This is a genomic window from Ruegeria sp. AF5 (genome assembly GCF_056541905.1).
This window is the reverse complement of sequence record NZ_JBQFYZ010000021.1, coordinates 19004-43184: the sequence shown is the minus strand read 5'-3', so window position 1 is coordinate 43184 and position 24181 is coordinate 19004. Positions and strand designations below refer to the sequence as shown.

Sequence of the window (24181 nt, the reverse complement as noted above, 5' to 3'; positions counted from 1 at the left end):
TATGCTGTGTGAAGCAAGGCACTTGGGTTTGTCGGTGGTGTGGGGATGACCTGCCCGACTATCGCAGGACTGATGCGCGGTATTGCTCTGAGGGGTGTAGAAAACGGTCGGCGAGGGCGCGCAGGAAAGTCAGGAAAAGAACTCAGGAAGTGTAAAGATCCACTGGATATCTGGTTTGGTTTCGGCACTAGCCACACTAAGATTACCCTAAGGTTTCTACTCTTTCCCCATGAAGCCCAACGCGCCTTCGTTGTTCAAAACCTCAATTGCTGTATCAAGGGCCGCTTGGTCCGAATTGAACTTGTCGTCCCAGACATAACTGGCGTCTTCATGGTCCACCACTTCCAACGTCCATTTGTCCTGGTTGTCCAAGCGGTAGATTTCGATTTCAAACCGATACCCGTCTAAAAGCACAGCCTTGCACCTGTCTGACATCACCAGCTTCGGTTCATCTACATTCATGTCCGTGCCATCCTGACTATAAGCTCTGTGGTTTGGCGGACTTGCGACAGCCTGTGGGTTTCCGTCCGTTTCCAGAATATGCTGTAACACCGCATGCCCGACAATTCCAAGCGCACAGAGTTTCCTTGTCCTGCGCGGTTTCTCTCTTCCAGCGGCACGAGACTTTCTCTTTGTTTGCCCCGAATACGCGGAGCATCAATCGCAAGGTCAAATACAGTAGGATGACGCCCAGAAGTATTCCGGCGATGAGCCAAAAATCCGGGCCGCTACTCTGCACTGAAATAGATTTCAAACCGCCTCCAATAGGACCCTAACAACCAGCCAGATTTTCCCATGACTTGGCCGGTATCGATAATGCGTCACCCCCAAACTCGTACCCCTTTAGTGAATGGAAACAACCTTACATTTACTCAGTCCGAAGCGGCGTGTGAGCTTCGCTGCCTTCAGCGCTTTTACCAAGCGGGCGCTAAAAAACAGGCTCCAGTACAAGCGCGGATCAACCCACAAATCGGGTCCCTCCAAGGCTATACCTGAAACAACAATGTCGAAGTCTTTGGGTTTCATGCCCCGCTTCATCCAAGTATCTGGTTTATTCCCCATAGGTTTGACCATATTCGACCGATCCGGAACAAACGCCGTTTTTTGTTCACCAAGGGCGAGTGTAAAATACTCGCCTTCAACTGGTGTCACACGGTCGTGTTGGCAAACGTTCAAAGGATAGATTTTCGTTTTTCCCAGTTCTGCTTCGCGAAGTACATTCGCTACCGCGCGAGATACGACTGGACCATATGGCCCATTGAAAATTTCGGGCAGCGCCTGAAGCTTTTTGTTCGGATACATTCCAAAAACTAATTTAGGAAAGGCTTCACGGGATTGAACGATCCAGCCCTGTTTTTGTTGTCTACTGCACCAGCAGTCGGCAAGTTGCTTAAAGCCTGCTCGGAGGTAATGGGCTTCATCAACGTTGTGTCATACATGACCTAGCTAAACCAGACGCCTTCATTCTCTTCCACTAATCACCCATTCACAAAAATCGCAAACCGGATCAAAAGATAGTATTTAAACAAATCAAAGGACAACGAGTATGTCCGGCGGTGGTGGTACGACGCGCCGAACTCGTACCCCCTCATTGAAATCATAATCCCCATCAAGACGCGCCGCTCCGCACTGATATTTGCGGAGAGTGTTCAAATTGCGTTCATGAGATGAAAAGTGCGTTGGCGCTCCGGCACTCGGAAAGTGCAGTTCAATACTCTGGCGGTTCGATGAAGTACTCGTGGGGCGGCGCGCCGAACTCAACAACCCCCCCAAATCCAGATGGAAAAACTGGAACGCTCTAAAATCAACACGCGCCATCCACGGATAGAGGATCGCATTGTGGCGAAATTGTGTCCACATCTCGTTTTGAAACTCACTGTTCGCCTTTAGGAAACAAACTTTTTCGGTGAAGTTTGCAATGTTACGGGAATCCCCCAATTTCGGGCTTTGCTTGAGTTGGATAGATTGGGATCAGAATAACCACTTACCCCCTCGTGACGAAGATAGGGGCTGGCCTCGACCCCCTCAGCCAGCCCTTATTCCTTTTCTGGCCACCCCGGCAGATTTTTTGGAGCAGGAACGTCATTCCGAACCAGCCAGTCACGCATCTCCGCCCAGTGGTCCTGTGACCCAGCTGTGTATCGCCGTGAATGTAAATCGGCTAACTGCTGTTCAAGGGAAGGCCACAAGTGCAGCTTGACCCAAGCGGCGATCCGCGCCTGGGCCAAAGCACTTGAGTCGGTCGTCATGATGCCGTCAGTGCCGAGAGCGGAGATTGATACATGCTGAAAGGAACTTGCCACTGCGGCGAAGTTGGCTGGACTCTCGATGCTGTGCCAAAGTCGGTCACGGCCTGCAATTGCACAATCTGTCGGCGTTACGGTGCCCTTTGGGCCTACGGGCACATTGGCTATGACATTCAAACTACCGGGAAAACAAGTACATATCTGCGTCGCGATAGCGGGGATATCCATTTCCACTTCTGCGCCAATTGCGGGTGTGTGACGCACTACGTTGCGTATTTCTCGGACGAAAACGGCCGCAAACTGTCCGCGGTTAATGTTCGAATGTCTGATCCTTCACCAATCAGTGAGATTCCAATCCGTCACTTCGAGGGGCACGACAGCTTTCGAGAACTTCCTCGTGACAGCCGAACTGTAAAGGACATGTGGTTTTGACGTGCTTCCAGGCAGCGGACTTTGGAGCGACTGCTGCGAAGGCCCTTTTCGTCGTCGTCCCGCAGGGCGGATGATATGCAAATCGTTCGCCGCGGCGAGAGTGAGAAGTCAGTTCCGTTGACCTGAATGCTCCACCCTTTGGGCTTTTCATTCATCCGTGCCGACATCAGAGGCAACGCAGTATTAGCTGTCGCACGGCGAGATGATACATCGGGGACGACCCATTGCTGACCTTCACCATTCCTAACAGATGCTGCAGTGCGCCCACCAAAGCGGATGAGGTGGGTGGCTCCTGCTCCACCGGCATCGAATGTGCCAAAGTGCAGTTATCAACGACTGCTAGGAAAGGAGCCACCCAATGACAGTAAAGACCGTCGGCCTCGATTTGGCCAAGGACGTTTTTCAAGTGCACGGCATTTCTGAGAGCAGCCGGGTTATTTTCAACAAGCCGATCAAGCGCGCGAAGCTACTGGCCTTTTTTGAGACGCTTCCGCCCTGCGTCGTAGGCATGGATGCCTGCGGTTCATCCGACCGTGTTGCACGGATCGTTTCATCGGCGTAGCCAGTTGCTTGATTTGATGACGGGATGGCGGGATGCCTTTCAAGCACAACGCGACGCGGCGGGACAAGTTTGAGAAGGCCAAGTACCGGGTCACGAACTGGCCTGAGTACAACGAGGCGCTTCGCCAGCGTGGTGATGTTACGGTCTGGTTCAGCGAGGATGCGGTATCCGGGTGGTGCGCCCCAAGGTCGGGGAAACGTGGTGGTCAGCGGCAGTATTCTGACCTGGCGATTGAGACCTGCCTGACCCTGCGCGCCGTCTTCGGCCTGCCGCTTCGGCAAACGCAAGGGTTTGTACGAAGCCTACTACGGCTCATGCAGATCGACGTTCCCGTTTCGGATTTTTCCACGCTCTGCCGGCGCGCACAATTGCTTCGGATCACACCGAACACCCGGCCCACGAACGGCCCAGTGACGCTGATCGTAGACAGCACAGGGCTTCGCGTTCACAGCGGTCGAGACTGGATGCAGAAGAAACACGGGTTACCGAAGGCCCGTAAAACATGGTGCAAACTGCACATCGGCTTCGTTCCCGAGAGCGCGGAGCTTTTGGCCTCCTGCCTGACAACCGAGCACATCGGAGACGCCGGCGCACTGCCCGAATTGCTGGCTGATGTGGCAGGTCCTGTTCATCGTATCATCGGCGACGGCGCCTATGATGGTGCGCCGACCACAGCGACGATCCGGCAGGCGTTGGGATCGGATGTCGAACTGATCGTACCGCCGCCGAAGAATGCCGTCCCAGGTGATTGCAAAACACGCAACGCCCATATCGACATGATCGCCAAGGGAGGTCGTATGGCCTGGAAGAAGGCCACTGGCTATGGCCAAAGATCACGCGGCGAGGCCCAGATCGGGCGCTACAAACAGGTCATCGGACCGGAGCTGCGCAGTCGCAAAATGGAGAGTCAGACAACCGAAACCAAGATCGCTGTCAAAGCTCTCAACCGCATGACCCATCTCGGTCGTGCGACCTATGAACGTGTCGCATAACGAACCGGGGAAAGGGGCAAATGCGGCCCAGCCGCTATTCGTGCAACACAGTCTTAAAAGCCAAAGCCCATGACAAATGCCACGGCAATCGCAAGAAGGAAGAGGGTTTCGACGACAAGAATAAGGCCATAGCTGGGCTTGACGCGCAGAATGGTGGCAAGGCTGGTTTTCACCCCAAGGGCAGAAATCGCGATGACCAGACACCAGCCGGACAGGGTGGCGATTGCATCGGTGATCACCTGCGGCACCAGCCCGGTATTTGTCAAAATCGCCAGCGCGACAAACATGACAAGGAACCACGGCAGGATGATCTTCTGGGATTGTGCGCCGCGAAAGCTCGCCATGACCACAATCATCACCACCGGCAACAAGGCCACGCGCACCATCTTGACGAAGGTCGCAATCACCCCCGCCTCGTCACTGATCGAATATCCGGCACCAACAACCTGGGCCACATCGTGAATGGTCGCCCCGATCAGAAATCCGCTTTCCAGATCGCTCATCCCCAGGGCCGCAAACAAGACCGGATAGGCAATCATTGCGATGGTCGACAGGGCGGTGACGCCGATCACAACAAACAGCGTATCCTGTTCGCGGTCATCTTTCGCGGGCAGAACCGAGGTGATGGCAAGGGCGGCCGAGGCCCCGCAGATCGCCACAGACCCGCCCGCCAACAGGCCAAAGGCCAGTTTGCGACCGAAGAGAAAGGACAGGATTGCCCCGCAGGCCAGTGTTGCCATGACAAAGCCGACAACCGCGCCCACCGCGCCCAGCCCGACACTTTCCACATCCCCAATGCTTAGATGCAGGCCCAACAGGCCGACCCCGAATCGCAACAGCGTTTTGGCGGAAAACTCCAGCCCCGGGGTGAATTTCTGATCGTCATAAAGAAAGTGGAACGCCATGCCGATCAGCAGTGCAAACAGCATCGCAGGCGCGCCGTAATGTTCGGACAGAAAGGTCGCGGCGGCGGCAATCACGCACACCAGAAGAATGCCACCAAAGTGGGTGTCCCAGCGGGACCTGATCAGCGACACCATGGTTCGCTCCTGACTGCGGGAATGTGAAATTGGCGCGCGCAGCCTGTGTCAGGCCGCACACACCTGGTACTGTCTGGCGTCAGCCGACCCAGCGATTGCTGTGATCAAAGGCCGCGTCGTAACCAAAGAGCGCGACCGACCCGCCAGTGTGCAGGAAGACGACACGTTCGCCTTTCTTGAAGTGACCTTTGCGGATCAGATCAATGAAACCCGCGGCCCCCTTGGCGGAATAGACCGGGTCGAGAAGGATCGATTCCAGCTCGGCAAACATCTGGATCGCCTCGATGCCGCTGTCGGTCGGGATGCCATAACCTTCGCCGACGTAATCGGTGTTGGCGACCACATCTTCGCGCTGCACGACACCGGCACAGCCCAGCTTTTCGGCGGTGGCACAGGCGAGGTTATAGACGTTTTCTTCCTGTTTCGGTTTGGGCGCACGTACGCCGATGCCCAGAAGAGGAATCTGTGCGTTCATTGCTTTCAAACCCACAATCAGACCGGCCTGCGTGCCTGCGCTGCCGGTGGCGTGAACGATGTGGTCGAGCTTCAACCCGCGATCATTGGCTTGCGCCAGCATCTCAAACGCGCAGTTCACATAGCCCAGCGCACCGGTCGGGTTCGACCCGCCCCCGGGGATGGTGTACACTTTTTTGCCATCTGCGCGCAGCTTGTCGGCAGCCGCTTCCATCTCGGCATTCATGTCCAGACCACCGGGGCGCTTTTCGGTGGTGGCGCCATGCAGATGGTCCAGCAGAACATTGCCGTTGTAATTGTAGTTGTGGTTGGTGGAGCCGGTGCGATCCTCCAAAAGGATGTGGCACTCCATGCCCAGTTTCGCCGCAAAAGCAGCCGTTTGGCGCGCGTGGTTTGATTGGGTTGCCCCCTGGGTCATCACCATCTCTGCGCCCTGCAACTCGGCCTCGGCCATCAGGAATTCCAGCTTGCGGGTCTTGTTGCCGCCGGTGGACAGGCCGGTGCAATCGTCACGTTTGATCCAGATTTCCGGGCCGCCGAGCTCTGCGGTCAGACGGTCCAGGCGCTCAAGCGGGGTGGGCAGGTGGGCGATGAAGCGGCGGGGGTAACGGGAGAGATGCATCGGAAAACTCCTAAATTGGTTTTCTCGCATTTTATGGAGGTCATTCCCACTATTCTAATTCGAAATATGCGCTATAAAATGCACATCTTGCATAATATCAGTGTGCCGCTATGGTGACATCATGCAGTTGGATTGGATTGATGACATCCTGGCGGTGATCGACACGGGGTCCCTGACACGGGCGGCAGAGCGGCGGTTTCTGACCCAATCGGCGTTCACGCGGCGCGTGCGATTGATCGAAGAGCGCATCGGTGCACCCCTGTTTGACCGGTCCTGCAAGCCGGTCACCATCCTGCCCGGCGTGCAGGCGACGGAACCAGAACTGCGAGAGCTTGGCGCGCGGCTGCGTCGCCTGCAACACGACTTGAAAGCGGCCGCAGAGGGCGCAAAGCGGGATGTGACTTTTGTGTGCCAGCACGCCATCACCACCACAATCTCGCCGTGGGTGGTGCGGCAACTGACCCAATCGCAGGACATTTCCGTGCGGGTGCGATCCGGAAATCGGGACAATTGCCTGATGCTGCTTTTGTCCGGCGAGGCCGATTTCGCAATGACATATGAACGCCCGGAGGCCCCCGGCCCTGCGGTGCCACAGGCGTTTGAAATGCGGCGGCTGGGCGGCGATACATTGGTGCCGGTGGCGTCACCCGATCTTGCGCTCCACGTTGATGACCCCGAGATCCCGTTCATCTCATATCCCCCAGATGTTTTCCTGGGGCGCCTGTTCAGCCAAAGCATTCTGCCCCTGTTGCCCGAAGGCGTGATGCTGTCCCCAAAGGCGGAAACTGCACTGACGCTTGCCGCCTGTGAATACGCGCTGGATGGCATTGGGGTGGCGTGGTTGCCGCTGACCCTGGTCAAGCGGCATTTAACCGAAGGGCGGCTGCGGCGGTTACATGACCTGCCGCATCAGGATCTGGGCATCATGCTGATCCGCCTCTCTGATCAACAGGGCGAGGGGACCGCGCAAATCTGGTCTGATCTGACAAATATTCCCGAACCGTCCGTGGGACTATAGCGCGTTCCAGACCTGCTCGCCGGTTTTGTCCAGACGCTCAAGCGAGCAGAACAAGGACAGGGTCAGCGTGGCCGGCCAATTTTCCCCGCCAACCTGTGTCATTACCGGGGATCAACTTAATTGAATTTACGCGTTGGGATAAGGGCGGAGGGTGACGGCATTAACCAGGCGACGTCCTGAGCAGAAAACGACCGCCCTTTTCGGGGCGGCCGCAGTGATGTGCTTTGTCACTTACGCCCGCGAAACGTCGGGTGATTTTAGCACATGGGGCGTATCGTAGGCATCCAGATCCAGTTGATCTTCGGATTTCGCAATAATGACGGTGCAGGCAGCGTCGCCGGTAACGTTGAGCGATGTACGTGCCATGTCGAGAATGCGGTCGATGCCTGCGATGATGGCTACACCTTCCAAAGGCAGGCCGACCGAGCTCAGAACAAGCGACAGCATCACCAGCCCGGCACCCGGCACACCAGCGGTGCCGATGGAGGCAAGTGTCGACGTCAGAATAATTGTGACATATTCCGACATGCCCAGCTCTATCCCAAAGGCCTGTGCCACGAAAAGAGCCGCAACGCCTTGGTACATGGCGGTTCCGTCCATGTTGATTGTCGCGCCAAGCGGCAGCGTAAAGCTTGCAACCGACCGGTTCACGCCAAGGTTCTGCTGAACCGCCGTCATCGTGACCGGCAGTGTCCCCGAAGAGGACGTGCTGGTGAAGGCCACGATCTGCGGCTCGATGATGCCTTGGAAGAAGCGGATTGGGTTCAAGCGCGCAAAGATCGAAACAAGCCCGCCATAAACAATGACGGCATGCAGAACGCAACCAATATAGAGCGCAGCAATCACGGTTCCCAAAGGCAACAGTAGATCCAAACCATAGGTTCCGGCGACCCAGGCCATTAGTGCAAACACACCATATGGTGCAAAACTGATCACAATCTCAGTCAGCTTCAAGATGACGGAATTTAGGGCTTCAAAGAAATCCCTGACCGGCTTTCCAGCGTCACCCACCAGGTTGATGGCCAGACCGAACATAATCGCAAAGAAAATGATCTGAAGCACGTTGCCATCCGCGGCAGCGGCGATTGGGTTCTTGGGAACGATCCCGATAAGTTGCTGGATGAAAGGCGGAGACGCTTTGGGTTCCATTGCGGCTGCGGTGCTCAGATCAATTCCTGCGCCGGGTTGCAACAGCAGGCCCAAAGCGAGTCCAATCGTGATCGCGAATGCAGTTGTGCCCAGATAGAATACAATCGACTTCAGGCCAATTCGCCCCATGCGGGCCATGTCGCTGACCGATGTCATACCGCAAACGAGCGATACGAAGATCAACGGGACAATCAGCATTTTGATAAGCGACAGGAACAGGGTTCCAATGTTCTTGATCATGCCCGCAATTGCTGCGTTTCCGGTTGCGTTCAGCAACACGCCCGTAACCACCCCAAGAACAAGCGCGATCACGATTTGCTTCCAAAGAAGCATATTCCTCCAAGGTGCCATAAACCCTGTTTTGCGACTGGTATTCATCAATAGGTTCTCCCTTTCCATGGCAGTCAACTGGAATGAGCTGCCTGCAGTCGCCGCAAGGTAACACCGTCGTGCCGGTCATGGTCGCGCAAATAGAGAAACGGCATTGCAATATTTGCAATACCGTTTCTTCTGTCGGATAAAGTTTCGGTGGCGCCTAGAATCTTGCGAGCTGTACACATTTTCGGGCGAGCACATCGGTCGGGTCGACAGGAAGCGCCCCCAATGCGTCTGCGCTTTCGGTCACGATGAGCGGCAATTCCGTACAGCCGAGAATGATTGCCTCGGCTCCGCGCGCAACCAGATGGGAAAAGGCCCGGCTAATCTGTTCTTTGCAGAGGCCGTCGGTACATCCAGCTTTGACGCCAAACGGGCCATAAATTGAATCCATGACCAGGTTTTGATGATCGCCATCGGGAATGATGTGGGCAAGGCCTGCCTCATCAAGTGCTGTCTGATACAAGCCACTTTGTATTGTTCCATCCGTGCCGAGAATCCCGACCACACGCGTCTCTGGGGTGGTTTCTTTAATGTGTTCAGTGGTCGCGGCAAGGATACTGATGATCGGAATATCAAGGTGGCGCTGAATCCGATCGACATACGCGTGGGCGGTGTTGCAAGGGATGACCAGCATGTCAGCACCACCGCGTTCCAGTTTTTTGCAGGTAGAATAGAGGGCGACAGTTGGATCGGTGCCTGCGCGGACCAGATTTTCGGTGCGGTCAGGAATTTGCGGGTTCTGTTCAACCAAGACTTTTATGTGATCCTGATCGCGGGTCGCCTCGGTCCCTTTGACCAGTTTGGCAAGGAAATCTACGGTTGCGGCAGGTCCGACACCGCCGACCACTCCAACTTTGAACCGGTGACGGCGGTCTGACTGGGTCTCTTGCAGGGCGTAATCCGCGTAAACCGCCGCCGTGTTTATGGCCGTCATGTTGTCTGGCAGGTCAAGCTGGTTGAGCAACAAGGGCAGTTCAGAAAGACCGGGCACAAACACGGTCGCGCCTTGTTCGAATAGGTTGATCAGGGCGGCATTTATGGGTCTCAGAACGTCTTCATTGCAGTGTCCCGCTTTGAACCCGATGCGTCCATATACGGCCTCCATGACGGCACTTTCCAGATCTTCCCGGGGATGGAGGATCTGTATTTCCCTGCCAAACAGGTTCTCGAACAAACCAGTTTTTCTGACAAAAGGCGTCGTGATGACACCAATCTTTGTCGGCTCGGGACGCAGTCTGTTAACGGCGGCGGCGATCGCCTCTGTCATGCTGATCAGCTTCAGTTCAAGCTCGTCCTGCAGTTCATGCAGAAAGCTATGGGTGACAAAACATGGAAGCAGCGCCACGTCACATCCATCCCGTTCCATGCGGGACAGTGTGTCAAAAACATAGAGTTTTCGGTGTGTTGGGCTGTAGCTCAGCTCTTTGGGGGAGGCTGGTTCGCGCAGCGGTTTCTGGTGAAATATCAATTCCCTGTGGTCTTCTTCCGACCTGACCGGTGTCCTTTGAACAATTCTGTTCAGCAGGTCGGCTCCGGCAAGGGCGCCCAGGCCGCCAACGATTCCTATGCGTAAAGATTGGTTTTTGTTCATTGGGCAATCTCCGGAGCCCTGCCGTGCATGTGCTGCAATGCAGTCTCGGCAAGTTCTCCTGGCAAAGCGGGTTTTGCGGCCTCTTGCAGGTTCAAGCCATGCGCCTGTGCATATTTTGCAAGTTTGGTGGCAGCCTCATATCCGATCACCGGGGCCAGTGCGGTGACATGTACAAGGCTGTTGCTCAGCAACATCTCGCATCTTTTCTCATCCGCAACGATACCGTCCACGCAGCGGGTGCGCAGCACATTCATTGCATTGGTCAGAGACCCCATGGTTTCCAACACTTTATGGATGATGACCGGCTCCATCGCGTTGAGCTGGAACTGGCCGGCCTCGGCGGCCATTGTGACGGTTAGGTCATTTCCGATTGCCTGATAGCAAACCTGATTTACAACTTCGGGAATAACCGGGTTTATCTTGCCGGGCATAATGGACGATCCTGCCTGAACCGCGGGCAGAATGATTTCTCCAAGCCCAGCCCGCGGCCCAGAGGACATTAGGCGTAAATCATTACAGATCTTAGACAGTTTGATGCCAACCCGCTTGAGCGTGCTTGAGAACATCACAAAGGCACCCAGATCAGATGAAGCCTCAATCAGGTCCGGGGCCAGTTTAAGTGGCTCGCCGGTAATGTCGCGCAAATGCGCCAAAGCGACTTCGCCAAACCTTTCGGGGGCATTGATGCCGGTGCCAATGGCCGTGCCTCCAAGGTTCACTTCTGTCAGAAGGCGCGACAGGTCCCTCAACCGGTCGGCATCCTCGTTGATTGTTGTGGCAAACCCCCGGAACTCCGCACCAAGTGGCATGGGTACAGCGTCCTGAAGTTGGGTACGCCCGACCTTCATAATATGCTGAAACTCACATGCCTTTTGGTCGAAGGATTTGGTTAGAAGATGCATTGCTTCAATCATAGGCGCGATCCTGGACAGAACAGCCAGACGGATTGCTGTGGGGTAAACGTCATTTGTGGATTGTGACCGGTTCACATCATCATTCGGATGAAGCTGGCTGTAATCGCCATGATCTGCCCCAAGCTTTTCCAGCCCAAGATTTGCAATGACTTCATTGGCATTCATGTTGGTCGATGTGCCAGCACCACCCTGCATGACATCAACAACAAACTGATCGTGATGGCCCCCGGCAATGATCTTGTCACAGACATCCGTAATGGCCGACGCTTTCCGGTGGGGCAGGACGCCCAGGTCCTTGTTGGCCATAGCACAGGCCTTTTTGACCGACGCCAGTCCGACAATCAATTCCGGATAGTGGCTGATCGCCACCCCCGTAATCGGGAAATTTTCCAGTGCCCGCTGGGTCTGGCTGCCCCAGGTCGCTGCCAGCGGGATCTTTACCGGGCCAAGGCTGTCGGATTCTGTTCTGTGTTGTTTCATGATCTGAGACCTTTTTGTGGTCTTGCGGCCTGCATCAAATGCGAGGGGCCGAGACTCTGTGAGTGTGTTGGTCTGACCGTACCGCCATCAAGTCCGTCCACCCATGACAACTTTCGCAAAGGTGTTGCGAATTTTGCAACATGCTTCTACCGTGTGAAGTTTCTGCAATTGGAGAATTTTGATGGAGATCGATTGGCTGGAAGACTTCTTGGCACTTTCAACTGCTGGGGTATTTGCCCGCGCGGCGGATGCGCGAAACATAAGCCAGTCGGCTTTCACGCGGCGGATCAAAAACTTGGAAAACTGGACCGGTACCCCATTGTTTGACAGGAGCGTACACCCGGTTGAGCTTACGTCAGCAGGTCATGCATTCAAGCAAACCGCAATCGACACGGTTGCCGCATTAAAACAATCCAAAAGCGATATCCGTGGCTTATCTCGCCAGGAAGCATCGGTGCTTGATTTCGTCGCGCTTCATTCTTTGGCAATTTCCTTCTTCCCGAACTGGCTGACACGAATGTCCAGCCATCTTGGTCCCACCAAAACCAGGCTGGTCGCGGAAAACTTCTCCGGCTGCGCCGAGGCAATTTTATCCGGAAGCGCAGACTTTATGTTGTGCTATTCCCATCCGACAGTGCCCACTATTTCAGATGAAAACCGATACCCGTCTTCGACCATTGCAAAAGACCGGATCATAGCCGTCAGCGTTGTCAATGCTGATGGGCGTGCCAAATACAGCCTCGAAGGGAAAAACCCGGTTCCGTTCCTGTCATACACTCCTGACAGTTTTCTGGGCCGCGTGTCCCAGGTTTGTCTGGATCGCGGAGGTCTGAGTCACATTGTGAGCCCCATCTATGAAAACTCCGTTGCCGAGGCGCTTAAGTCCGCTTGTCTTGCGGGAATTGGCGTTGCATTCCTTCCCGAAAGCGCGGCTGATCGAGAGTTGAAAGACGGGAGTTTGCAGAAGATCAGCCAACCAGAATTCGAGCTTTCAATCGACATCAAACTCTACCGTTCGATCGAGAGGTCCCGAGCAGAGTTGGAACGCTTTTGGATGATGGCTCAAAACCTGTAAGGCACATCGCAAGTCTGTAATGGAGAAGGGTGATGCTTACGGCGGGTTTCCTGGCCCTTACTCTGTTTCGGCGACCATCTTTCTGAAGTTCGTACCGCGCGGGTTGGAAACGTGGGTGTATAGAACAATATCCAGCGGCAGGCGGCCGTATTCCGGAGAGAGGATGACAGCATCGCCAGTAATTATGTGATTCTGGATGAGCGAGTGAGGAACCCAGGCAGCGCCGCTTCCTTCCAAAACCATCTGGGAGATCCCCACCGAAAACGCGCTTTCCACAGCCGATCTTCCCGTCCAGGCACGGTCCGCTTTAGCTTGATGCAGTAACACAATCTGCCCAAAAAAGCTGTCTGCGGGGAAATCAATGCAGGGGGCTTCCGGTGGTAGGATCTGACCTTCCAGCAGCTCATATTTTAATGCGCCTCCGACGACCGGAAGCAAAGTGTCCCGCCGCCAAATGTAACGATCAACGGTGTCATCGAAAGGCACCTGGGGCAGCTCACGGAATTCATAGCTCACCAGAATGTCGCATTCATGGCGCAGGAATGTGGACATTGCTGTCACCTGGTTCTGCGTGCGCAATCGGATTTGCGGCAATCCGCTGCGTGCGCGGAGTTTGCGAAGAATCTCTGGAACGACGGACACCGAAAGCGAGTGCTGCGTCGCCATCACCAGCGGTTCTCCGATGCCTTCCGGGTTATTAAGATGCCCATGCAATTGCCGCAAATGCGCGAGCAGCGACCGGATTTGAGGTTCGCTTTGTAGTAGCGTCGGAGACAGCTCTACCCGGTTGGCCTCACGGACCAGCAAGCTTTTTCCGATCCAATGTTCCAGTGATCTAATGCGCCGTGAAAAGGCGGGTTGTGTTACATTCCTACGCGCGGCAGCGGCGGTCAAGCTGCGCTCTTCCAACAGGATCAGAGCGTCTTCTAGAAGGCGTGTATCCATGCTTACCCATACCTTATGTACGGGTACACTGCAATATTGGCATTATCCAACACGATTTTTTGCGTTTAGCCTTACTTAGAATACGTAAAGGGAATGTACACAATGCAAACCGCAGCGGCAGAAAGTGCTATGGCAGTGGGCGGCAACCTCGCGCTTGTAAGGCGCGCGCTTGAGAACTTTCCACGTGTGCGTTTTGGTCATTTTCCGACCCCGTTGGAGCCGCTGGAAAGGTTGAGTGACGAGCTGGGCGGGCCGCGCATCTGGGTCAAGCGCGATGACTGCACGGGCCTTTCGTCGGGCGGCAACAAGACTCGCAAACTGGAATTTCTGATGGCCGACGCCATGAAGCTGGGTGCTGACACAGTGATCACGCAAGGCGCCACCCAGTCCAATCATGCACGACAGACAGCAGCCGCAGCAGCCCGGTTGGGGCTGAACTGCCATATCCTGCTTGAGGATCGCACCGGGTCGAATGACGAGACTTATAACTTCAACGGTAATGTTCTGCTGGATCAGCTACATGGCGCAACCGTTTCCAAACGAGCAGGTGGTGCCGACATGAACGCTGAAATGGAAGCCTTGGCCAGCACGCTGCAAGATCAGGGCCGCAAGATCTACATCATCCCGGGCGGCGGCTCCAATCGCGTTGGGGCGTTGGGTTATGTGAATTGTGCCGCCGAGTTGGAAGAGCAAGCCGGAAACATCGGTCTCAAGATTGACGCCCTGGTCCATGCCACCGGCAGTGCGGGAACCCAAGCAGGGCTGGTGGCGGGACTTGCTGCCCTTGGCAGCAACATTCACTTGCTTGGGATCGGTGTTCGGGCACCTCAGGGGAAACAGGAAGGCATGGTCTATGACCTGGCCTGCAAGACCATGGATTACCTTGGAATGGGGGCCGTGATTGAACGTACCTCGGTGCGCGCGAACTGTGATTATGTTGGCCCAGGCTACGGCCTGCCGACCGACGGCATGCGTGCGGCGCTTCTGAAACTGGCTCAACTCGAAGGGCTTTTGTTTGACCCGGTCTATTCGGGCAAAGGGCTCGATGGCCTGATTGATCAAGTTCGCAAAGGCTACTTCGAAGGAATGGATAATGTTGTGTTTCTGCACACCGGTGGAAGTGCAGCGTTATTTGGATATTCCGGCATTTTCGATCTGCCGGGCTATCAGGACTAACAAAAGCAACAGAAACTAAGGGAGAAAACCATGAAATATATGAAACCAGCGGCCGTATTGGCTTTTGCCTTGGCCTTTTCTGCTCCAGCTGTGGCTGAGGATCGCACGGGAACTTTGGCCAAGATTGACGCCTCGGGCGAAATTGTCATTGGACACCGGGAAAGCTCTGTTCCGTTTGCCTATCTGGACGAGAACCAAAATCCGGTTGGGTATTCGATCGACCTTTGCATGAAGGTGGTCGAAGCGGTTTCCGCCGAGCTGGGTAAGGAACTGACGATCAAATATGTGCCGGTGAACCCCAAGACCCGGATTGCACTGATGGCCAATGGCACGATTGACCTTGAATGCGGCTCGACCACGAACAACCTGACCCGTCAGGAGCAGGTCGAATATCTGCCCACGACCTTCATCACCGGTACCAAACTGATGGTCCGTAAAGACTCCGGCATCAATTCGGTTGCAGATCTGGGCGGCAAGGCCGTTGCGTTGGCGCAGGGCACCACCAACGAGCGTGCCGTCAAGGCGGCAATTGAAGAGCTGGGGCTGGACGTGAAGGTTCTTCCGGTGCGGGATCATGCCGAGGGCATGTTGTCTTTGGAAACTGATCGTGTGGATGTCTATGCCACGGATCACATCCTTCTGTTCGGGCTCATTGCAAAATCCAAGACCCCCGAAGATTTCGCGGTGGTCGGTGATTTCCTGTCTTTCGATCCCTATGCGTTGATGGTGCGCCGCGACGACAGCGCCTTTGAACTGATCGGCAAGAAGGCTATGGCAGATGTGTTCCGCTCGGGTGAGATCAACGACATCTATGCCAAGTGGTTCGATCCGCTGGGTGTCGGTCAGACAGACCTGCTGAAGGCTGCGTTCCAGCTTAATGCGCTGCCGGAATAACCTCCTCCTGTAGCAACACTGTCGGGCCTGCACCGTGCGCGGGAGGCCCGGCACCATTCTTATCAGGGTAGAAAGCATGAACTACAACTGGAACTGGGGTGTCCTCTTTGAAGAGGAATACCTTGGCTGGCTGATATCGGGGCTGGGGTGGACCTTTGCGGTCGCGCTTGTGGCCTGGGTTCTTGCGCTGGCCGTCGGTGTTCTAATTGGCGTCGGGCGCACACTGCCATCGCGGCCTGTTGCCTTACTTTGCACCACCTACGTTGAACTTTTTCGTAATGTGCCGCTTCTTGTACAACTGTTCCTGTGGTACTTCGTCATGCCTGAGATCGTTCCGGACGATCTGGGTCGTTGGATGAAGCGGGACATGCCAAATCCCGAGTATGTTACGGCTGTTATCGGTCTAGGACTTTACACCGCAAGCCGCGTTGCCGAACAGGTTCGTGCCGGGATCAATGCCGTCGGTCACGGGTTGACCAGCGCAGCCTATGCCAATGGCTTCTCGACTGCGCAGACATATCGCTACGTGTTGTTGCCGATTTCCTTCCGGTTGATCGTGCCGCCGATGACCTCTGAATTCCTGACTATCTTCAAGAATTCCTCACTGGCGCTGACCATCGGCCTTCTTGAATTGACGGCGCAAAGCCAGCAGATCGCGGAATACACTTTTCAGGGATTTGAGGCCTTTACCGCAGCGACGGTCATCTACGTCGTCATCGCTCTTGGTGCGACAGTCATCGCGCAGACTCTTGAAAAATACACCCGCATCCCGGGTTTTGTCGGAAAAGGCTGAATTATGGGTGATTTTGATCTTTCCGTCATCTGGAACAATCTTCCATTTCTGTGGCAGGGCTTGCAGCTCTCGCTATGGCTTACCTTTCTTGCTGTGATCGGCGGTATCATTTTGGGGACCGGCCTTGCCTTGATGCGGCTATCTGGTATCGCGCCATTGGCTCTCCTCGCCGCAGGTTATGTGAACCTGATCCGCTCGGTGCCGCTGATCTTGGTGATCTTCTGGTTCTACTTCCTGGTGCCTCTTGCTTTGGGTCGGCCGATTGGCGGCTTCTATTCGGCGCTGATCGCCTTTGTCATGTTCGAGGCGGCCTACTATTCAGAAATTATCCGGGCAGGCATTCAGTCAGTCCGCAAAGGACAGGTGCATGCCGGACAGGCCACTGGCCTCAGCTACTGGCAGATCCAGCGCTATGTGGTCCTGCCACAGGCGTTCCGGAACATGATCCCGATCCTTGTGACGCAGGGCATCATTCTGTTCCAGGATACCAGCCTTGTCTTTGTTGTCAGCTTGCGCGACTTCATGACCGCCTCATCTATTGTCGCCCGAACCGAGGGCCGGCTTGCTGAGATGTATATCTTCGCCGCCCTTGTCTACTTCAGCATTTGCTTCGCCGGTTCACTTGTTGTCCGGCACCTTCAGAAGGCCAAAACAGCATGATCAGCATTGAAAACATCTCTAAATGGTACGGCAACTTTCAGGTGCTGACCGATTGCACCACCAACGTCAAAAAAGGCGAGGTTGTAGTGGTCTGCGGTCCGTCCGGATCAGGAAAGTCCACCCTTATCAAATGCGTTAACGGGTTGGAGCCGGTGCAGCAGGGCCGCATTCAGGTTGAAGACGTGGATGTCACCGCAAAAGGCACCAATCTTACCAAGCTGCGCTCGCGCATTGGTATGGTGTTCCAGCACTTTGAGCTTTACCCACATATGAGCGTGCGCGAGAACCTTTGTCTGGGTCAGCAGAAAGTCCTGGGCCGGTCACGTGACGAGGCCAACGCCAAAGCTGAAGCTCTGATCAATCGGGTTGGGCTCCTGCCACATATCGAAAAATTTCCCGGGCAGCTTTCAGGTGGACAGCAGCAGAGGGTCGCCATCAGCCGGGCGCTGGCTATGGACCCGATTGCGATGCTGTTTGATGAACCGACTTCGGCCCTTGATCCGGAAATGATCAATGAGGTTCTGGATGTGATGGTCGAACTGGCAAAGGACGGTATGACAATGATGGTTGTCACGCACGAGATGGGCTTTGCACGCAAGGTGGCGGATCGGGTGGTGTTCATGGATGCCGGTCTGGTAATTGAAGACCGTCCCACCGAGCAGTTTTTTGGCAACCCGGAAAGTGATCGAGCGCAGGATTTTCTGAGCAAGATTCTGAACCACTAGGCCTGCGATGCCGGGCAAGCGTTTGAAACTGGTTTCAGATTATAGGAGACACACAGCGTGTTGATGAGTAAACTTTTCCCCTGCTCTCGCTGGAAAAGAGGTTGAAAATGACAAGGGGTACGGCCAGCCAATCAGATATGCGGGACGCGCTGGCAGCACGACTAAACCACCTCGCCAAACAGGTTGGGTCAGTGAAATTCTTGACTGATGTTGCAGGTGTGAACCGTACGCAAATGAGCCGATACTTGGCCGGAACTTCGGTGCCCAGGGCCGAGCTTTTAGCTCATGTTTGGAAAGCGCCTAGCAATCCCCTTGGATTGGTTTTTTGAAACTGGAGAGCCGGGTAGAGACCTTGCAGAGCTCAAATTTGGGATGTCTTTCCGGAACGCAGTTGTCGATAGGAAATTTGGTTGTGTCGCGAATTTTGACCGAGGTTGACGAAATCGCGTGCCCTGGTGCTTGTTGCTTTCAAATCAATCGCGAGCAGGTTTCAGAATGGTTTCTTTGAAAGGCTGCCACTTCCCGAAGGATGTGGTTTTGTACGCTGTGTTTTTCTATTTGCGCCACACTGTTTCCTATCGCGACCTTGAAGAAATTATGGCTGAACGGGGCGTTTCCGTCGATCACGCCACGTTGAATAGATGGGTTGTAAAATATTTGCCGATGATCGCTGCGCGGGCGCAATCGAAAAAGCGTCCAACACAGAAATCTTGGAGAATGGACGAAACCTACCTCCGTGTGCGCGGTAAGTGGGTGTATCTCTATCGGGCCGTCGACAAAGCAGGGAACACCCTTGATTTTATGCTGTCTGAGCGAAGAAACGGTCCCGCAGCAACCAGGTTCTTTACCGAAGCGCTGTCATCAAACGGAATCCCAGACAAAGTCGTCATCGATAAGAGCGGAGCCAACGCAGCCGGCATTCGAGAAGTGAACAGGATTCTGAAGCGGTTTGGTTGCCAAGCCAAGGTGCAGACAATCAGGTCCAAATTTTTGAACAATATGATCGAGCAGGATCATCGGTTCATAAAACGGCGTGTTCGACATATGTGTGGGTTCAAATCATTCGCATCCGCGTCCGCTACGTTGGATGGCATCAAAGTCGTCAACATGATCCGGAAACAGCAATTCTTCAGCGCAGCCACCTCTGGCTTTCGGGTGTTTGCTGAGATCGTAGGATAAGTGTGCCTGGTAAGACGCTTACTTTGATCGTTCCAAAAATTTGCAACACAACCGTTCCAGGTTCTGTCGCAAACTTCGCCCCTACCTGTCAGTTCGAGCGCATTTCTGCTAGCGCTCAAACGAACATATCTTCGGCAACCTGGCTGAAGCCCGAAAGATCATCAAAAACTGGAGGATTGACTACGATACACAGCGACCGCACATTTCTCTCGGCGGACTGGCACCAGCCGTTTACGCTAATCTTAACCGTACCGCCCGGCCTGCTTCGCTTGAGCTGCGCAATGGTTCCGCTCAGCAGGCCTTGACCGCAACCTAATCACGAGAAAGAAACGGGAACGGATTCTACATCCGATCGGCCCGGATCAAGGGGCCGAGTCATTGAATATCACTCTCAGGGCACCTCGAGATCATAGAAGTGTGCGGCGGTTTCTCTGAACACAGCCGATTGGGCCTCAGCCGGAACCAGATCACGGTAAGCCTGTACCAGCGATGTGTAATTGCCATAGAGTTTGTCGACCGGGAAATTCGAGCCAAACATGACCCTCTTTGGTCCGAATTGTTCAAGGCAAATCTCCACGATCGGGCGAATACTCTCAGGCGCCCAGTTGTGATCGAACATGCCCAGACCTGAGAGCTTGCATGAGACGTGCGGCAGATCGGACAGAGCGCGCAATCTTTGAGCCCAGCTTTTCAGGCCCGCCGGAGTGCGGTCATATGGTGATCCGGCATGGCATAGAGCGACTCGTGTATTCGAGGCTTGCGCGAGAACTCGGGTGGTTTTTCCGATCAAATCAGGAATGAGCTGCAGATCAAAGCTGAGGTCACGCCGTCCAGCCTCATTCAGTCCGTCCAGAAACCGCGGATCGTCCAACAGGAAATTGGTTCCCGTCTGCGCGTCCTCTCCGGGTGCGCGCCCGACGATCTGGCGCACACCGCGTACAGTTGGAAGGGCCTGAAACGTATCAAGCTGGGCGTGTAGGTCAGCCGAGGTCAGGTCACAGAACACAACCTGCGCCATTGGCCAGTCTGGATTGGTTTCGGCGACAGCTTGAACCCACCGGGCTTCGTCCAGACCGTTTTTGGCTCCCACCTGGATATGGATCGAGGCACCGACTCCGCAGGGCGCGGCTTCGGACCGGAACTCGCGCAGCAGATAATCCCGTTGAATCGGCGTCGGGTCGCCAAAGAACCTTTCCACCCCGCGCGCCATCAGCCAGGGGTAGTTTACAGCTTCAAGGTCCCAAAGGTGGTGATGGGCATCGATCCAGCCGGTCATGTTCGCGGTACTTTCGACATGCGCCCCAAAATATCGACACCCTGTTGTTTCCAGAAGTGCAGCAGGTCAATGAAAACCCAGTTCTCGGCCAGCTTGTCACCCGCGCGACGATAGATGTCGATCACACGGAATTCACCGGCCTTGTCTGTGGCGGGCATACCCATGAACCCGCCGGTGGGCCGCGCCGTGAAATTCGGCCAGCCGAAAAAGCCGCCATAGTGACCCTCAGCCAAGCGGCAAATGTGCTTGGTCTTCGAGCGGTCCGTTAAGGATGCGCGGAACGGGCCTGAGTGCTGCTTTGCATAACGCTCAATCGTATAGGTCGCACCGATCCCGGCGGGCCCCCACCAAATCATGTCTTCGCTCCATGTCTGGCGCAATTCTTCCTCAAGGCTCAGGCCGCTGTTCCATTGGCCGAGATCGGAAATCATGGCATTGATCGTGTCGAGAGTTTTCTCGCCTTCTTCGGCAGGCTGCGGGCTGAACATCAACCCGTCATGCGTCATCGGTCCGGGTTGAACCAGATGGGCTGCAGTTTGAGGCGGGAAGGGCTGCAACCCGACCTGCATCATGAAATGCGGGATGTCGAAATACATCGCCGTTTCGGCGATCTTGCCATTCTCGATCTTGTTGAACTCACAATAGCGCAAAAACGCCATCTTGCCCGTGGGGGCGATGCCCAGCCACGCATTGTCGAACAGGCCCATCAGATGCCCCATTGAAACAACCCAGACCGAGGTGAATCCGTCCATCTCGTTTTTTCCGGCCATGAACACGTCCATCCGGCGCTGCATTTTCCTTAGACTTTGCTTCAGGGGACGCCAGAATGCCTGTGCTACGTCATGGGTGCCCCGAAGCTCATCAAACGGGTGGAAACCGCGCCACAGGTAGTCTTCTGTGCAGAACTCAGACAACGTGTTGGCGATATCCGATTCTTTTACGCTGCTGAGCGCCGTGTAGTAATCCAAGATGATCGATTTTTGGATTTCATAGGACATTATTATTTTCTTTCAGTTCTTTAGTCGCTGCCAAGGGGCGAATTGCGAGGAAGATGAAGTCGGCTTTTGCACACGCATGCAAAAAAAGCTTGCCAGATGTTTCTTTTGTTGTCTATGGTTTTGCAAGCGTATGCACGATGCGTGCAGCAGGGAGGACAGAATGGCCGAAATTCAACTTCGCAATGTTGGAAAGCGTTGGGGATCGTTTGTCGGAGTTGACAATTTTGACCTGACAATAGCCGACAAGGAATTTCTGGTACTTCTTGGGCCGTCAGGTTGCGGAAAGACCACGACAATGCGCATGATTGCTGGCCTCGAGGACGCATCTGAGGGTGACATCCTGATAGACGGCGCCCGAGTAAATGACATGGAGCCCAAAGACCGCGATGTCGCGATGGTGTTCCAGTCATACGCGCTCTATCCGAATATGAATGTATATGAGAACATTCGCTTCCCGCTGAAAGTTCGCGGTATTGACCCTGCTACCCATGACGAAAAAGTGCGGCGCGCTTCGGCGATGGTCGAGCTGGATGACTTCCTGCACCGCAAACCGGCGGAACTGTCTGGCGGTCAGCGTCAGAGGGTTGCCCTGGCTCGTGCCATTGTGCGCGAGCCGAACGTGTTTCTGATGGACGAGCCACTATCCAACCTTGACGCAAAACTGCGCGTTTCCACCCGCGCACAGATCAAGAACCTCAGCCACGAATTGGCGGTCACCACGATCTATGTCACCCACGACCAGATCGAGGCTATGACACTGGCTGATCGGGTGGTGATCATGAAACAGGGTGTCGTGCAACAGGTCGGTACTCCGGTCGATATATATGACACCCCCGCCAACACCTTTGTCGCCAGCTTTATCGGCAACCCGGCAATGAACCTTGTCGATGGCGAGGTTCAGGGTGGCGTGTTTCGCGCCAAAAGCACTGAGGTACACGGGTTGAACGCGCCAGACGGTCCTATCACGCTGGGGTTTCGCGCCGAGGACGCCAATGTTGTGGAAAGCGGCGGCGAGATCAATGCACCGATCTATACACAAGAGCTGTTGGGCGACAGCACCATGGTCTCGGTTCGGATCGGTGGTGCGCTGGTCTCGGTCAAGGCCGACAAAACCTATCGGGCCGAAATCGACGATCAGGTCTCGATTCATATCCATACCGACCACTGCCATCTGTTTGATGCGCAAACTGGGGCTCGCCTGGAAGGCTGAGAACCGCAAACGACACCCGTTGGGACGGGGTAACCAGGGTGCAGACTTCGAAGATGCACCCATCCATCTAGGGAGGAATATTGATGTTTCTGAAGAATATTGCATTGGCCGGCTCGGTAGCCGCCTTTGCCGCAAGCGCAGGATATGCCTGCGAAATCGGCGCACGTGTCAACATAGTCGGTAATGAATTTGCGGCCATCCAGGCCGTCGCAGCCGGAGCAAAGGAATGCACCGGAGCGCCGGTAGAATCCAACCTGACATCCGAGCACCAGACCATCAACGTGGCTGGCCTGTCAGGCAATCCGTCGGAATACACAACCGCAATCATCGCCAATAGTTCGGTTGTGGCACTGATGAACGAAGACGTTATTCGTCCGCTCAATGATCTGGTGGAAAAATATGGCCAGGACCTGCAGCCTGGGCAGCTGATCAAGATTGGCGACAACATCATGGCCGTCGCCTTTATGGCGAACGCGCAGCATCTGATGTATCGCAAGGATGTTCTGGAACAGGCTGGCGTCGAAGTGCCGACCACCTATGAGGAAATGCTCGAGGTGGCCGAGGCCATTCGTGCGCAGGGTATTATGCAAAACCCGGTTGGTGGAGCCTATGCATCGGGTTGGAACCTGGCGCAGGAATTCAACAATATGTTCCTTGGTTATGGCGGCAGCCATTTTAAACCCGGTACGGCCGAACCCAACGTGAATTCTGAGGCCGGTGTCAACGCCCTGAATATGATGAAGGCTTTGTCGGAATACATGAACCCCGACTTCCTGACTCATGACTCCAACGCCACCAATGCCGAATACCGTGCTGGCAACGTTGCAATCATGAATATGTGGGGTTCGCGCGCATCGCAGCAAACCACCACCGAAGGTGTGTTGCAGGAGGTAATCGACGGCCATGCGATTGGCGCGCCGCTGACAGTTGGTGGCGGAGATATCCCTGCAACGACCCTGTGGTGGGACGGTTGGACTGTCGGAAAGAACATCTCAGATGAAGAGGCCGAGGCCACATTCATTGCAATGAAACATGGCATCCGTCCTGACATGCTGAACGATGAAACCACGCCGTTGGCGGTCTGGCTGATTGAAGGCTACCAGCCGGGAAAAGATGCCGAGGGCGTGTTTGCTGCGGCCAAAATGGGCACGCCACCGTATCCGATGTTGCCGTACATGGGGCTCATGCACAGCGCACTTGGCAACGAACTTGCTGATTTCATGCAGGGCAAGGAAAGTGCGGAACAAGCGTTGGCTGATGTAGAAGCCGCCTATCGGGCCGCCGCCATCGAGCAAGGCTATCTGCAATAAGAAGCCTATTGCGCGGGTGCCTTTGATAACAGCCCGCGCAAT

General features: G+C 55.0%; 24 protein-coding genes. 14 read left to right on the top strand and 10 right to left on the bottom strand.

What is annotated here, in order from left to right; all coding sequences use genetic code 11:
* Positions 1-216 precede the first annotated feature (216 nt).
* Together ACR0DS_RS18705 and ACR0DS_RS18700 are read right to left on the bottom strand one after the other, a co-directional pair.
* The gene (locus ACR0DS_RS18705; protein WP_480560612.1) at positions 217-462 is read right to left on the bottom strand and encodes a hypothetical protein; all 246 of its coding nucleotides are present in this window, start codon (positions 460-462) and stop codon (positions 217-219) included.
* Between the two features lie 381 nt (positions 463-843).
* Complete coding sequence (locus ACR0DS_RS18700; protein ID WP_480484740.1) at positions 844-1302, bottom strand: hypothetical protein; 459 nt, start codon at positions 1300-1302, stop codon at positions 844-846.
* Between the two features lie 980 nt (positions 1303-2282).
* Here ACR0DS_RS18700 and ACR0DS_RS18695 point away from each other — a divergent pair.
* The 3 genes from ACR0DS_RS18695 (at position 2283) to ACR0DS_RS18685 (ending at position 4232) form a co-directional block, all read left to right on the top strand.
* A complete protein-coding gene (locus ACR0DS_RS18695) occupies positions 2283-2678 on the top strand; it encodes a GFA family protein (RefSeq protein ID WP_480484739.1) in 396 nt (131 codons plus the stop codon).
* 358 nt (positions 2679-3036) lie between these two features.
* Positions 3037-3240, top strand: a complete 204-nt coding sequence (locus ACR0DS_RS18690; protein WP_480560610.1) for a hypothetical protein — start codon at positions 3037-3039, stop codon at positions 3238-3240.
* A gap of 32 nt (positions 3241-3272) precedes the next feature.
* Positions 3273-4232 (top strand): IS5 family transposase, encoded by a 960-nt coding sequence (locus ACR0DS_RS18685; protein ID WP_480484737.1) that lies wholly within the window; start codon positions 3273-3275, stop codon positions 4230-4232.
* A gap of 53 nt (positions 4233-4285) precedes the next feature.
* Here ACR0DS_RS18685 and ACR0DS_RS18680 read toward each other — a convergent pair whose 3' ends face one another.
* Complete coding sequence (locus ACR0DS_RS18680) at positions 4286-5272, bottom strand: YeiH family protein (protein ID WP_480484736.1); 987 nt, start codon at positions 5270-5272, stop codon at positions 4286-4288.
* 79 nt (positions 5273-5351) lie between these two features.
* Complete coding sequence (cuyA, locus tag ACR0DS_RS18675; RefSeq protein WP_480484735.1) at positions 5352-6368, bottom strand: D-cysteate sulfo-lyase; 1017 nt, start codon at positions 6366-6368, stop codon at positions 5352-5354.
* Between the two features lie 121 nt (positions 6369-6489).
* On the opposite strand from cuyA (ACR0DS_RS18675), the gene ACR0DS_RS18670 reads away from it, so the two are divergent.
* The gene (locus ACR0DS_RS18670) at positions 6490-7386 is read left to right on the top strand and encodes a LysR family transcriptional regulator (protein ID WP_480484734.1); all 897 of its coding nucleotides are present in this window, start codon (positions 6490-6492) and stop codon (positions 7384-7386) included.
* A 231-nt stretch (positions 7387-7617) separates the two neighbouring features.
* Here ACR0DS_RS18670 and ACR0DS_RS18665 read toward each other — a convergent pair whose 3' ends face one another.
* The 3 genes from ACR0DS_RS18665 to ACR0DS_RS18655 form a co-directional block, all read right to left on the bottom strand.
* Positions 7618-8868: a dicarboxylate/amino acid:cation symporter gene (locus tag ACR0DS_RS18665; protein WP_480529164.1), complete on the bottom strand. Its 1251-nt coding sequence runs from the start codon at positions 8866-8868 to the stop codon at positions 7618-7620.
* Between the two features lie 202 nt (positions 8869-9070).
* On the bottom strand, positions 9071-10504 hold the full coding sequence (gene cuyB, locus ACR0DS_RS18660) for a cysteate racemase (RefSeq protein WP_480560608.1): 1434 nt from the start codon (positions 10502-10504) through the stop codon (positions 9071-9073).
* Complete coding sequence (locus ACR0DS_RS18655; protein WP_480484731.1) at positions 10501-11898, bottom strand: aspartate ammonia-lyase; 1398 nt, start codon at positions 11896-11898, stop codon at positions 10501-10503. The genes cuyB and ACR0DS_RS18655 overlap by 4 nt, the downstream gene beginning before the upstream one ends.
* 181 nt (positions 11899-12079) lie before the next feature.
* Here ACR0DS_RS18655 and ACR0DS_RS18650 point away from each other — a divergent pair, with 181 nt between their 5' ends.
* Positions 12080-12973 carry a LysR family transcriptional regulator gene (locus ACR0DS_RS18650; RefSeq protein WP_480484730.1) on the top strand — a complete coding sequence of 298 codons (894 nt, stop codon included), beginning with the start codon at positions 12080-12082 and terminating at the stop codon, positions 12971-12973.
* 57 nt (positions 12974-13030) lie between these two features.
* On the opposite strand, the gene ACR0DS_RS18645 is transcribed toward ACR0DS_RS18650, so the two are convergent.
* The gene (locus ACR0DS_RS18645) at positions 13031-13918 is read right to left on the bottom strand and encodes a LysR family transcriptional regulator (protein ID WP_480484729.1); all 888 of its coding nucleotides are present in this window, start codon (positions 13916-13918) and stop codon (positions 13031-13033) included.
* A 129-nt stretch (positions 13919-14047) separates the two neighbouring features.
* Here ACR0DS_RS18645 and cuyA (ACR0DS_RS18640) point away from each other — a divergent pair, with 129 nt between their 5' ends.
* The 7 genes from cuyA (ACR0DS_RS18640) (at position 14048) to ACR0DS_RS18610 (ending at position 19661) form a co-directional block, all read left to right on the top strand.
* On the top strand, positions 14048-15094 hold the full coding sequence (gene cuyA, locus ACR0DS_RS18640) for a D-cysteate sulfo-lyase (RefSeq protein ID WP_480484749.1): 1047 nt from the start codon (positions 14048-14050) through the stop codon (positions 15092-15094).
* A gap of 30 nt (positions 15095-15124) precedes the next feature.
* A complete protein-coding gene (locus tag ACR0DS_RS18635) occupies positions 15125-15988 on the top strand; it encodes an amino acid ABC transporter substrate-binding protein (protein ID WP_480484728.1) in 864 nt (287 codons plus the stop codon).
* A gap of 76 nt (positions 15989-16064) precedes the next feature.
* Positions 16065-16781, top strand: coding sequence for an amino acid ABC transporter permease (locus tag ACR0DS_RS18630; protein ID WP_480484727.1), 717 nt, complete (start codon positions 16065-16067; stop codon positions 16779-16781).
* A gap of 3 nt (positions 16782-16784) precedes the next feature.
* Positions 16785-17441 carry an amino acid ABC transporter permease gene (locus ACR0DS_RS18625; protein ID WP_480484726.1) on the top strand — a complete coding sequence of 219 codons (657 nt, stop codon included), beginning with the start codon at positions 16785-16787 and terminating at the stop codon, positions 17439-17441.
* Positions 17438-18166 (top strand): amino acid ABC transporter ATP-binding protein, encoded by a 729-nt coding sequence (locus ACR0DS_RS18620; protein WP_480484725.1) that lies wholly within the window; start codon positions 17438-17440, stop codon positions 18164-18166. Before ACR0DS_RS18625 ends, ACR0DS_RS18620 begins: the two co-directional genes overlap by 4 nt.
* A 495-nt stretch (positions 18167-18661) precedes the next feature.
* Positions 18662-19345 (top strand): IS6 family transposase, encoded by a 684-nt coding sequence (locus ACR0DS_RS18615; protein ID WP_480560606.1) that lies wholly within the window; start codon positions 18662-18664, stop codon positions 19343-19345.
* Positions 19346-19472: 127 nt separating this feature from the next.
* On the top strand, positions 19473-19661 hold the full coding sequence (locus ACR0DS_RS18610) for an integrase core domain-containing protein (protein WP_480484748.1): 189 nt from the start codon (positions 19473-19475) through the stop codon (positions 19659-19661).
* Between the two features lie 75 nt (positions 19662-19736).
* Here ACR0DS_RS18610 and ACR0DS_RS18605 read toward each other — a convergent pair whose 3' ends face one another.
* Both ACR0DS_RS18605 and ACR0DS_RS18600 read right to left on the bottom strand, forming a co-directional pair.
* The gene (locus ACR0DS_RS18605; protein WP_480560604.1) at positions 19737-20621 is read right to left on the bottom strand and encodes an amidohydrolase family protein; all 885 of its coding nucleotides are present in this window, start codon (positions 20619-20621) and stop codon (positions 19737-19739) included.
* Positions 20618-21619 (bottom strand): nuclear transport factor 2 family protein, encoded by a 1002-nt coding sequence (locus tag ACR0DS_RS18600; RefSeq protein ID WP_480484722.1) that lies wholly within the window; start codon positions 21617-21619, stop codon positions 20618-20620. The genes ACR0DS_RS18605 and ACR0DS_RS18600 overlap by 4 nt, the downstream gene beginning before the upstream one ends.
* Positions 21620-21779: 160 nt before the next feature.
* Here ACR0DS_RS18600 and ACR0DS_RS18595 point away from each other — a divergent pair, with 160 nt between their 5' ends.
* Both ACR0DS_RS18595 and ACR0DS_RS18590 read left to right on the top strand, forming a co-directional pair.
* Entirely contained in the window at positions 21780-22829 is a 1050-nt protein-coding gene (locus ACR0DS_RS18595; RefSeq protein WP_480484721.1) for an ABC transporter ATP-binding protein, read from the top strand.
* Between the two features lie 83 nt (positions 22830-22912).
* Positions 22913-24139: an ABC transporter substrate-binding protein gene (locus ACR0DS_RS18590; protein ID WP_480560602.1), complete on the top strand. Its 1227-nt coding sequence runs from the start codon at positions 22913-22915 to the stop codon at positions 24137-24139.
* Positions 24140-24181: the final 42 nt, after the last annotated feature.

Excerpts from the sequence above, each read along its gene's own strand:
- ACR0DS_RS18625 (WP_480484726.1), top strand. The coding sequence starts at position 16,785 with ATGGGTGATTTTGATCTTTCCGTCATCTGGAACAATCTTCCATTTCTG.
- ACR0DS_RS18665 (WP_480529164.1), bottom strand. The coding sequence starts at position 8,868 with ATGCTTCTTTGGAAGCAAATCGTGATCGCGCTTGTTCTTGGGGTGGTT.
- ACR0DS_RS18690 (WP_480560610.1), top strand. The coding sequence starts at position 3,037 with ATGACAGTAAAGACCGTCGGCCTCGATTTGGCCAAGGACGTTTTTCAA.
- ACR0DS_RS18615 (WP_480560606.1), top strand. The coding sequence starts at position 18,662 with ATGGTTTCTTTGAAAGGCTGCCACTTCCCGAAGGATGTGGTTTTGTAC.
- cuyB (WP_480560608.1), bottom strand. The coding sequence starts at position 10,504 with ATGAACAAAAACCAATCTTTACGCATAGGAATCGTTGGCGGCCTGGGC.
- ACR0DS_RS18630 (WP_480484727.1), top strand. The coding sequence starts at position 16,065 with ATGAACTACAACTGGAACTGGGGTGTCCTCTTTGAAGAGGAATACCTT.
- ACR0DS_RS18670 (WP_480484734.1), top strand. The coding sequence starts at position 6,490 with ATGCAGTTGGATTGGATTGATGACATCCTGGCGGTGATCGACACGGGG.
- ACR0DS_RS18700 (WP_480484740.1), bottom strand. The coding sequence starts at position 1,302 with ATGTATCCGAACAAAAAGCTTCAGGCGCTGCCCGAAATTTTCAATGGG.
- ACR0DS_RS18655 (WP_480484731.1), bottom strand. The coding sequence starts at position 11,898 with ATGAAACAACACAGAACAGAATCCGACAGCCTTGGCCCGGTAAAGATC.
- ACR0DS_RS18680 (WP_480484736.1), bottom strand. The coding sequence starts at position 5,272 with ATGGTGTCGCTGATCAGGTCCCGCTGGGACACCCACTTTGGTGGCATT.
- ACR0DS_RS18605 (WP_480560604.1), bottom strand. The coding sequence starts at position 20,621 with ATGACCGGCTGGATCGATGCCCATCACCACCTTTGGGACCTTGAAGCT.
- ACR0DS_RS18590 (WP_480560602.1), top strand. The coding sequence starts at position 22,913 with ATGTTTCTGAAGAATATTGCATTGGCCGGCTCGGTAGCCGCCTTTGCC.
- ACR0DS_RS18645 (WP_480484729.1), bottom strand. The coding sequence starts at position 13,918 with ATGGATACACGCCTTCTAGAAGACGCTCTGATCCTGTTGGAAGAGCGC.
- ACR0DS_RS18705 (WP_480560612.1), bottom strand. The coding sequence starts at position 462 with ATGAATGTAGATGAACCGAAGCTGGTGATGTCAGACAGGTGCAAGGCT.
- ACR0DS_RS18685 (WP_480484737.1), top strand. The coding sequence starts at position 3,273 with ATGCCTTTCAAGCACAACGCGACGCGGCGGGACAAGTTTGAGAAGGCC.
- ACR0DS_RS18635 (WP_480484728.1), top strand. The coding sequence starts at position 15,125 with ATGAAATATATGAAACCAGCGGCCGTATTGGCTTTTGCCTTGGCCTTT.
- ACR0DS_RS18650 (WP_480484730.1), top strand. The coding sequence starts at position 12,080 with ATGGAGATCGATTGGCTGGAAGACTTCTTGGCACTTTCAACTGCTGGG.
- cuyA (WP_480484749.1), top strand. The coding sequence starts at position 14,048 with ATGGCAGTGGGCGGCAACCTCGCGCTTGTAAGGCGCGCGCTTGAGAAC.
- cuyA (WP_480484735.1), bottom strand. The coding sequence starts at position 6,368 with ATGCATCTCTCCCGTTACCCCCGCCGCTTCATCGCCCACCTGCCCACC.
- ACR0DS_RS18595 (WP_480484721.1), top strand. The coding sequence starts at position 21,780 with ATGGCCGAAATTCAACTTCGCAATGTTGGAAAGCGTTGGGGATCGTTT.
- ACR0DS_RS18600 (WP_480484722.1), bottom strand. The coding sequence starts at position 21,619 with ATGTCCTATGAAATCCAAAAATCGATCATCTTGGATTACTACACGGCG.
- ACR0DS_RS18695 (WP_480484739.1), top strand. The coding sequence starts at position 2,283 with ATGCTGAAAGGAACTTGCCACTGCGGCGAAGTTGGCTGGACTCTCGAT.
- ACR0DS_RS18620 (WP_480484725.1), top strand. The coding sequence starts at position 17,438 with ATGATCAGCATTGAAAACATCTCTAAATGGTACGGCAACTTTCAGGTG.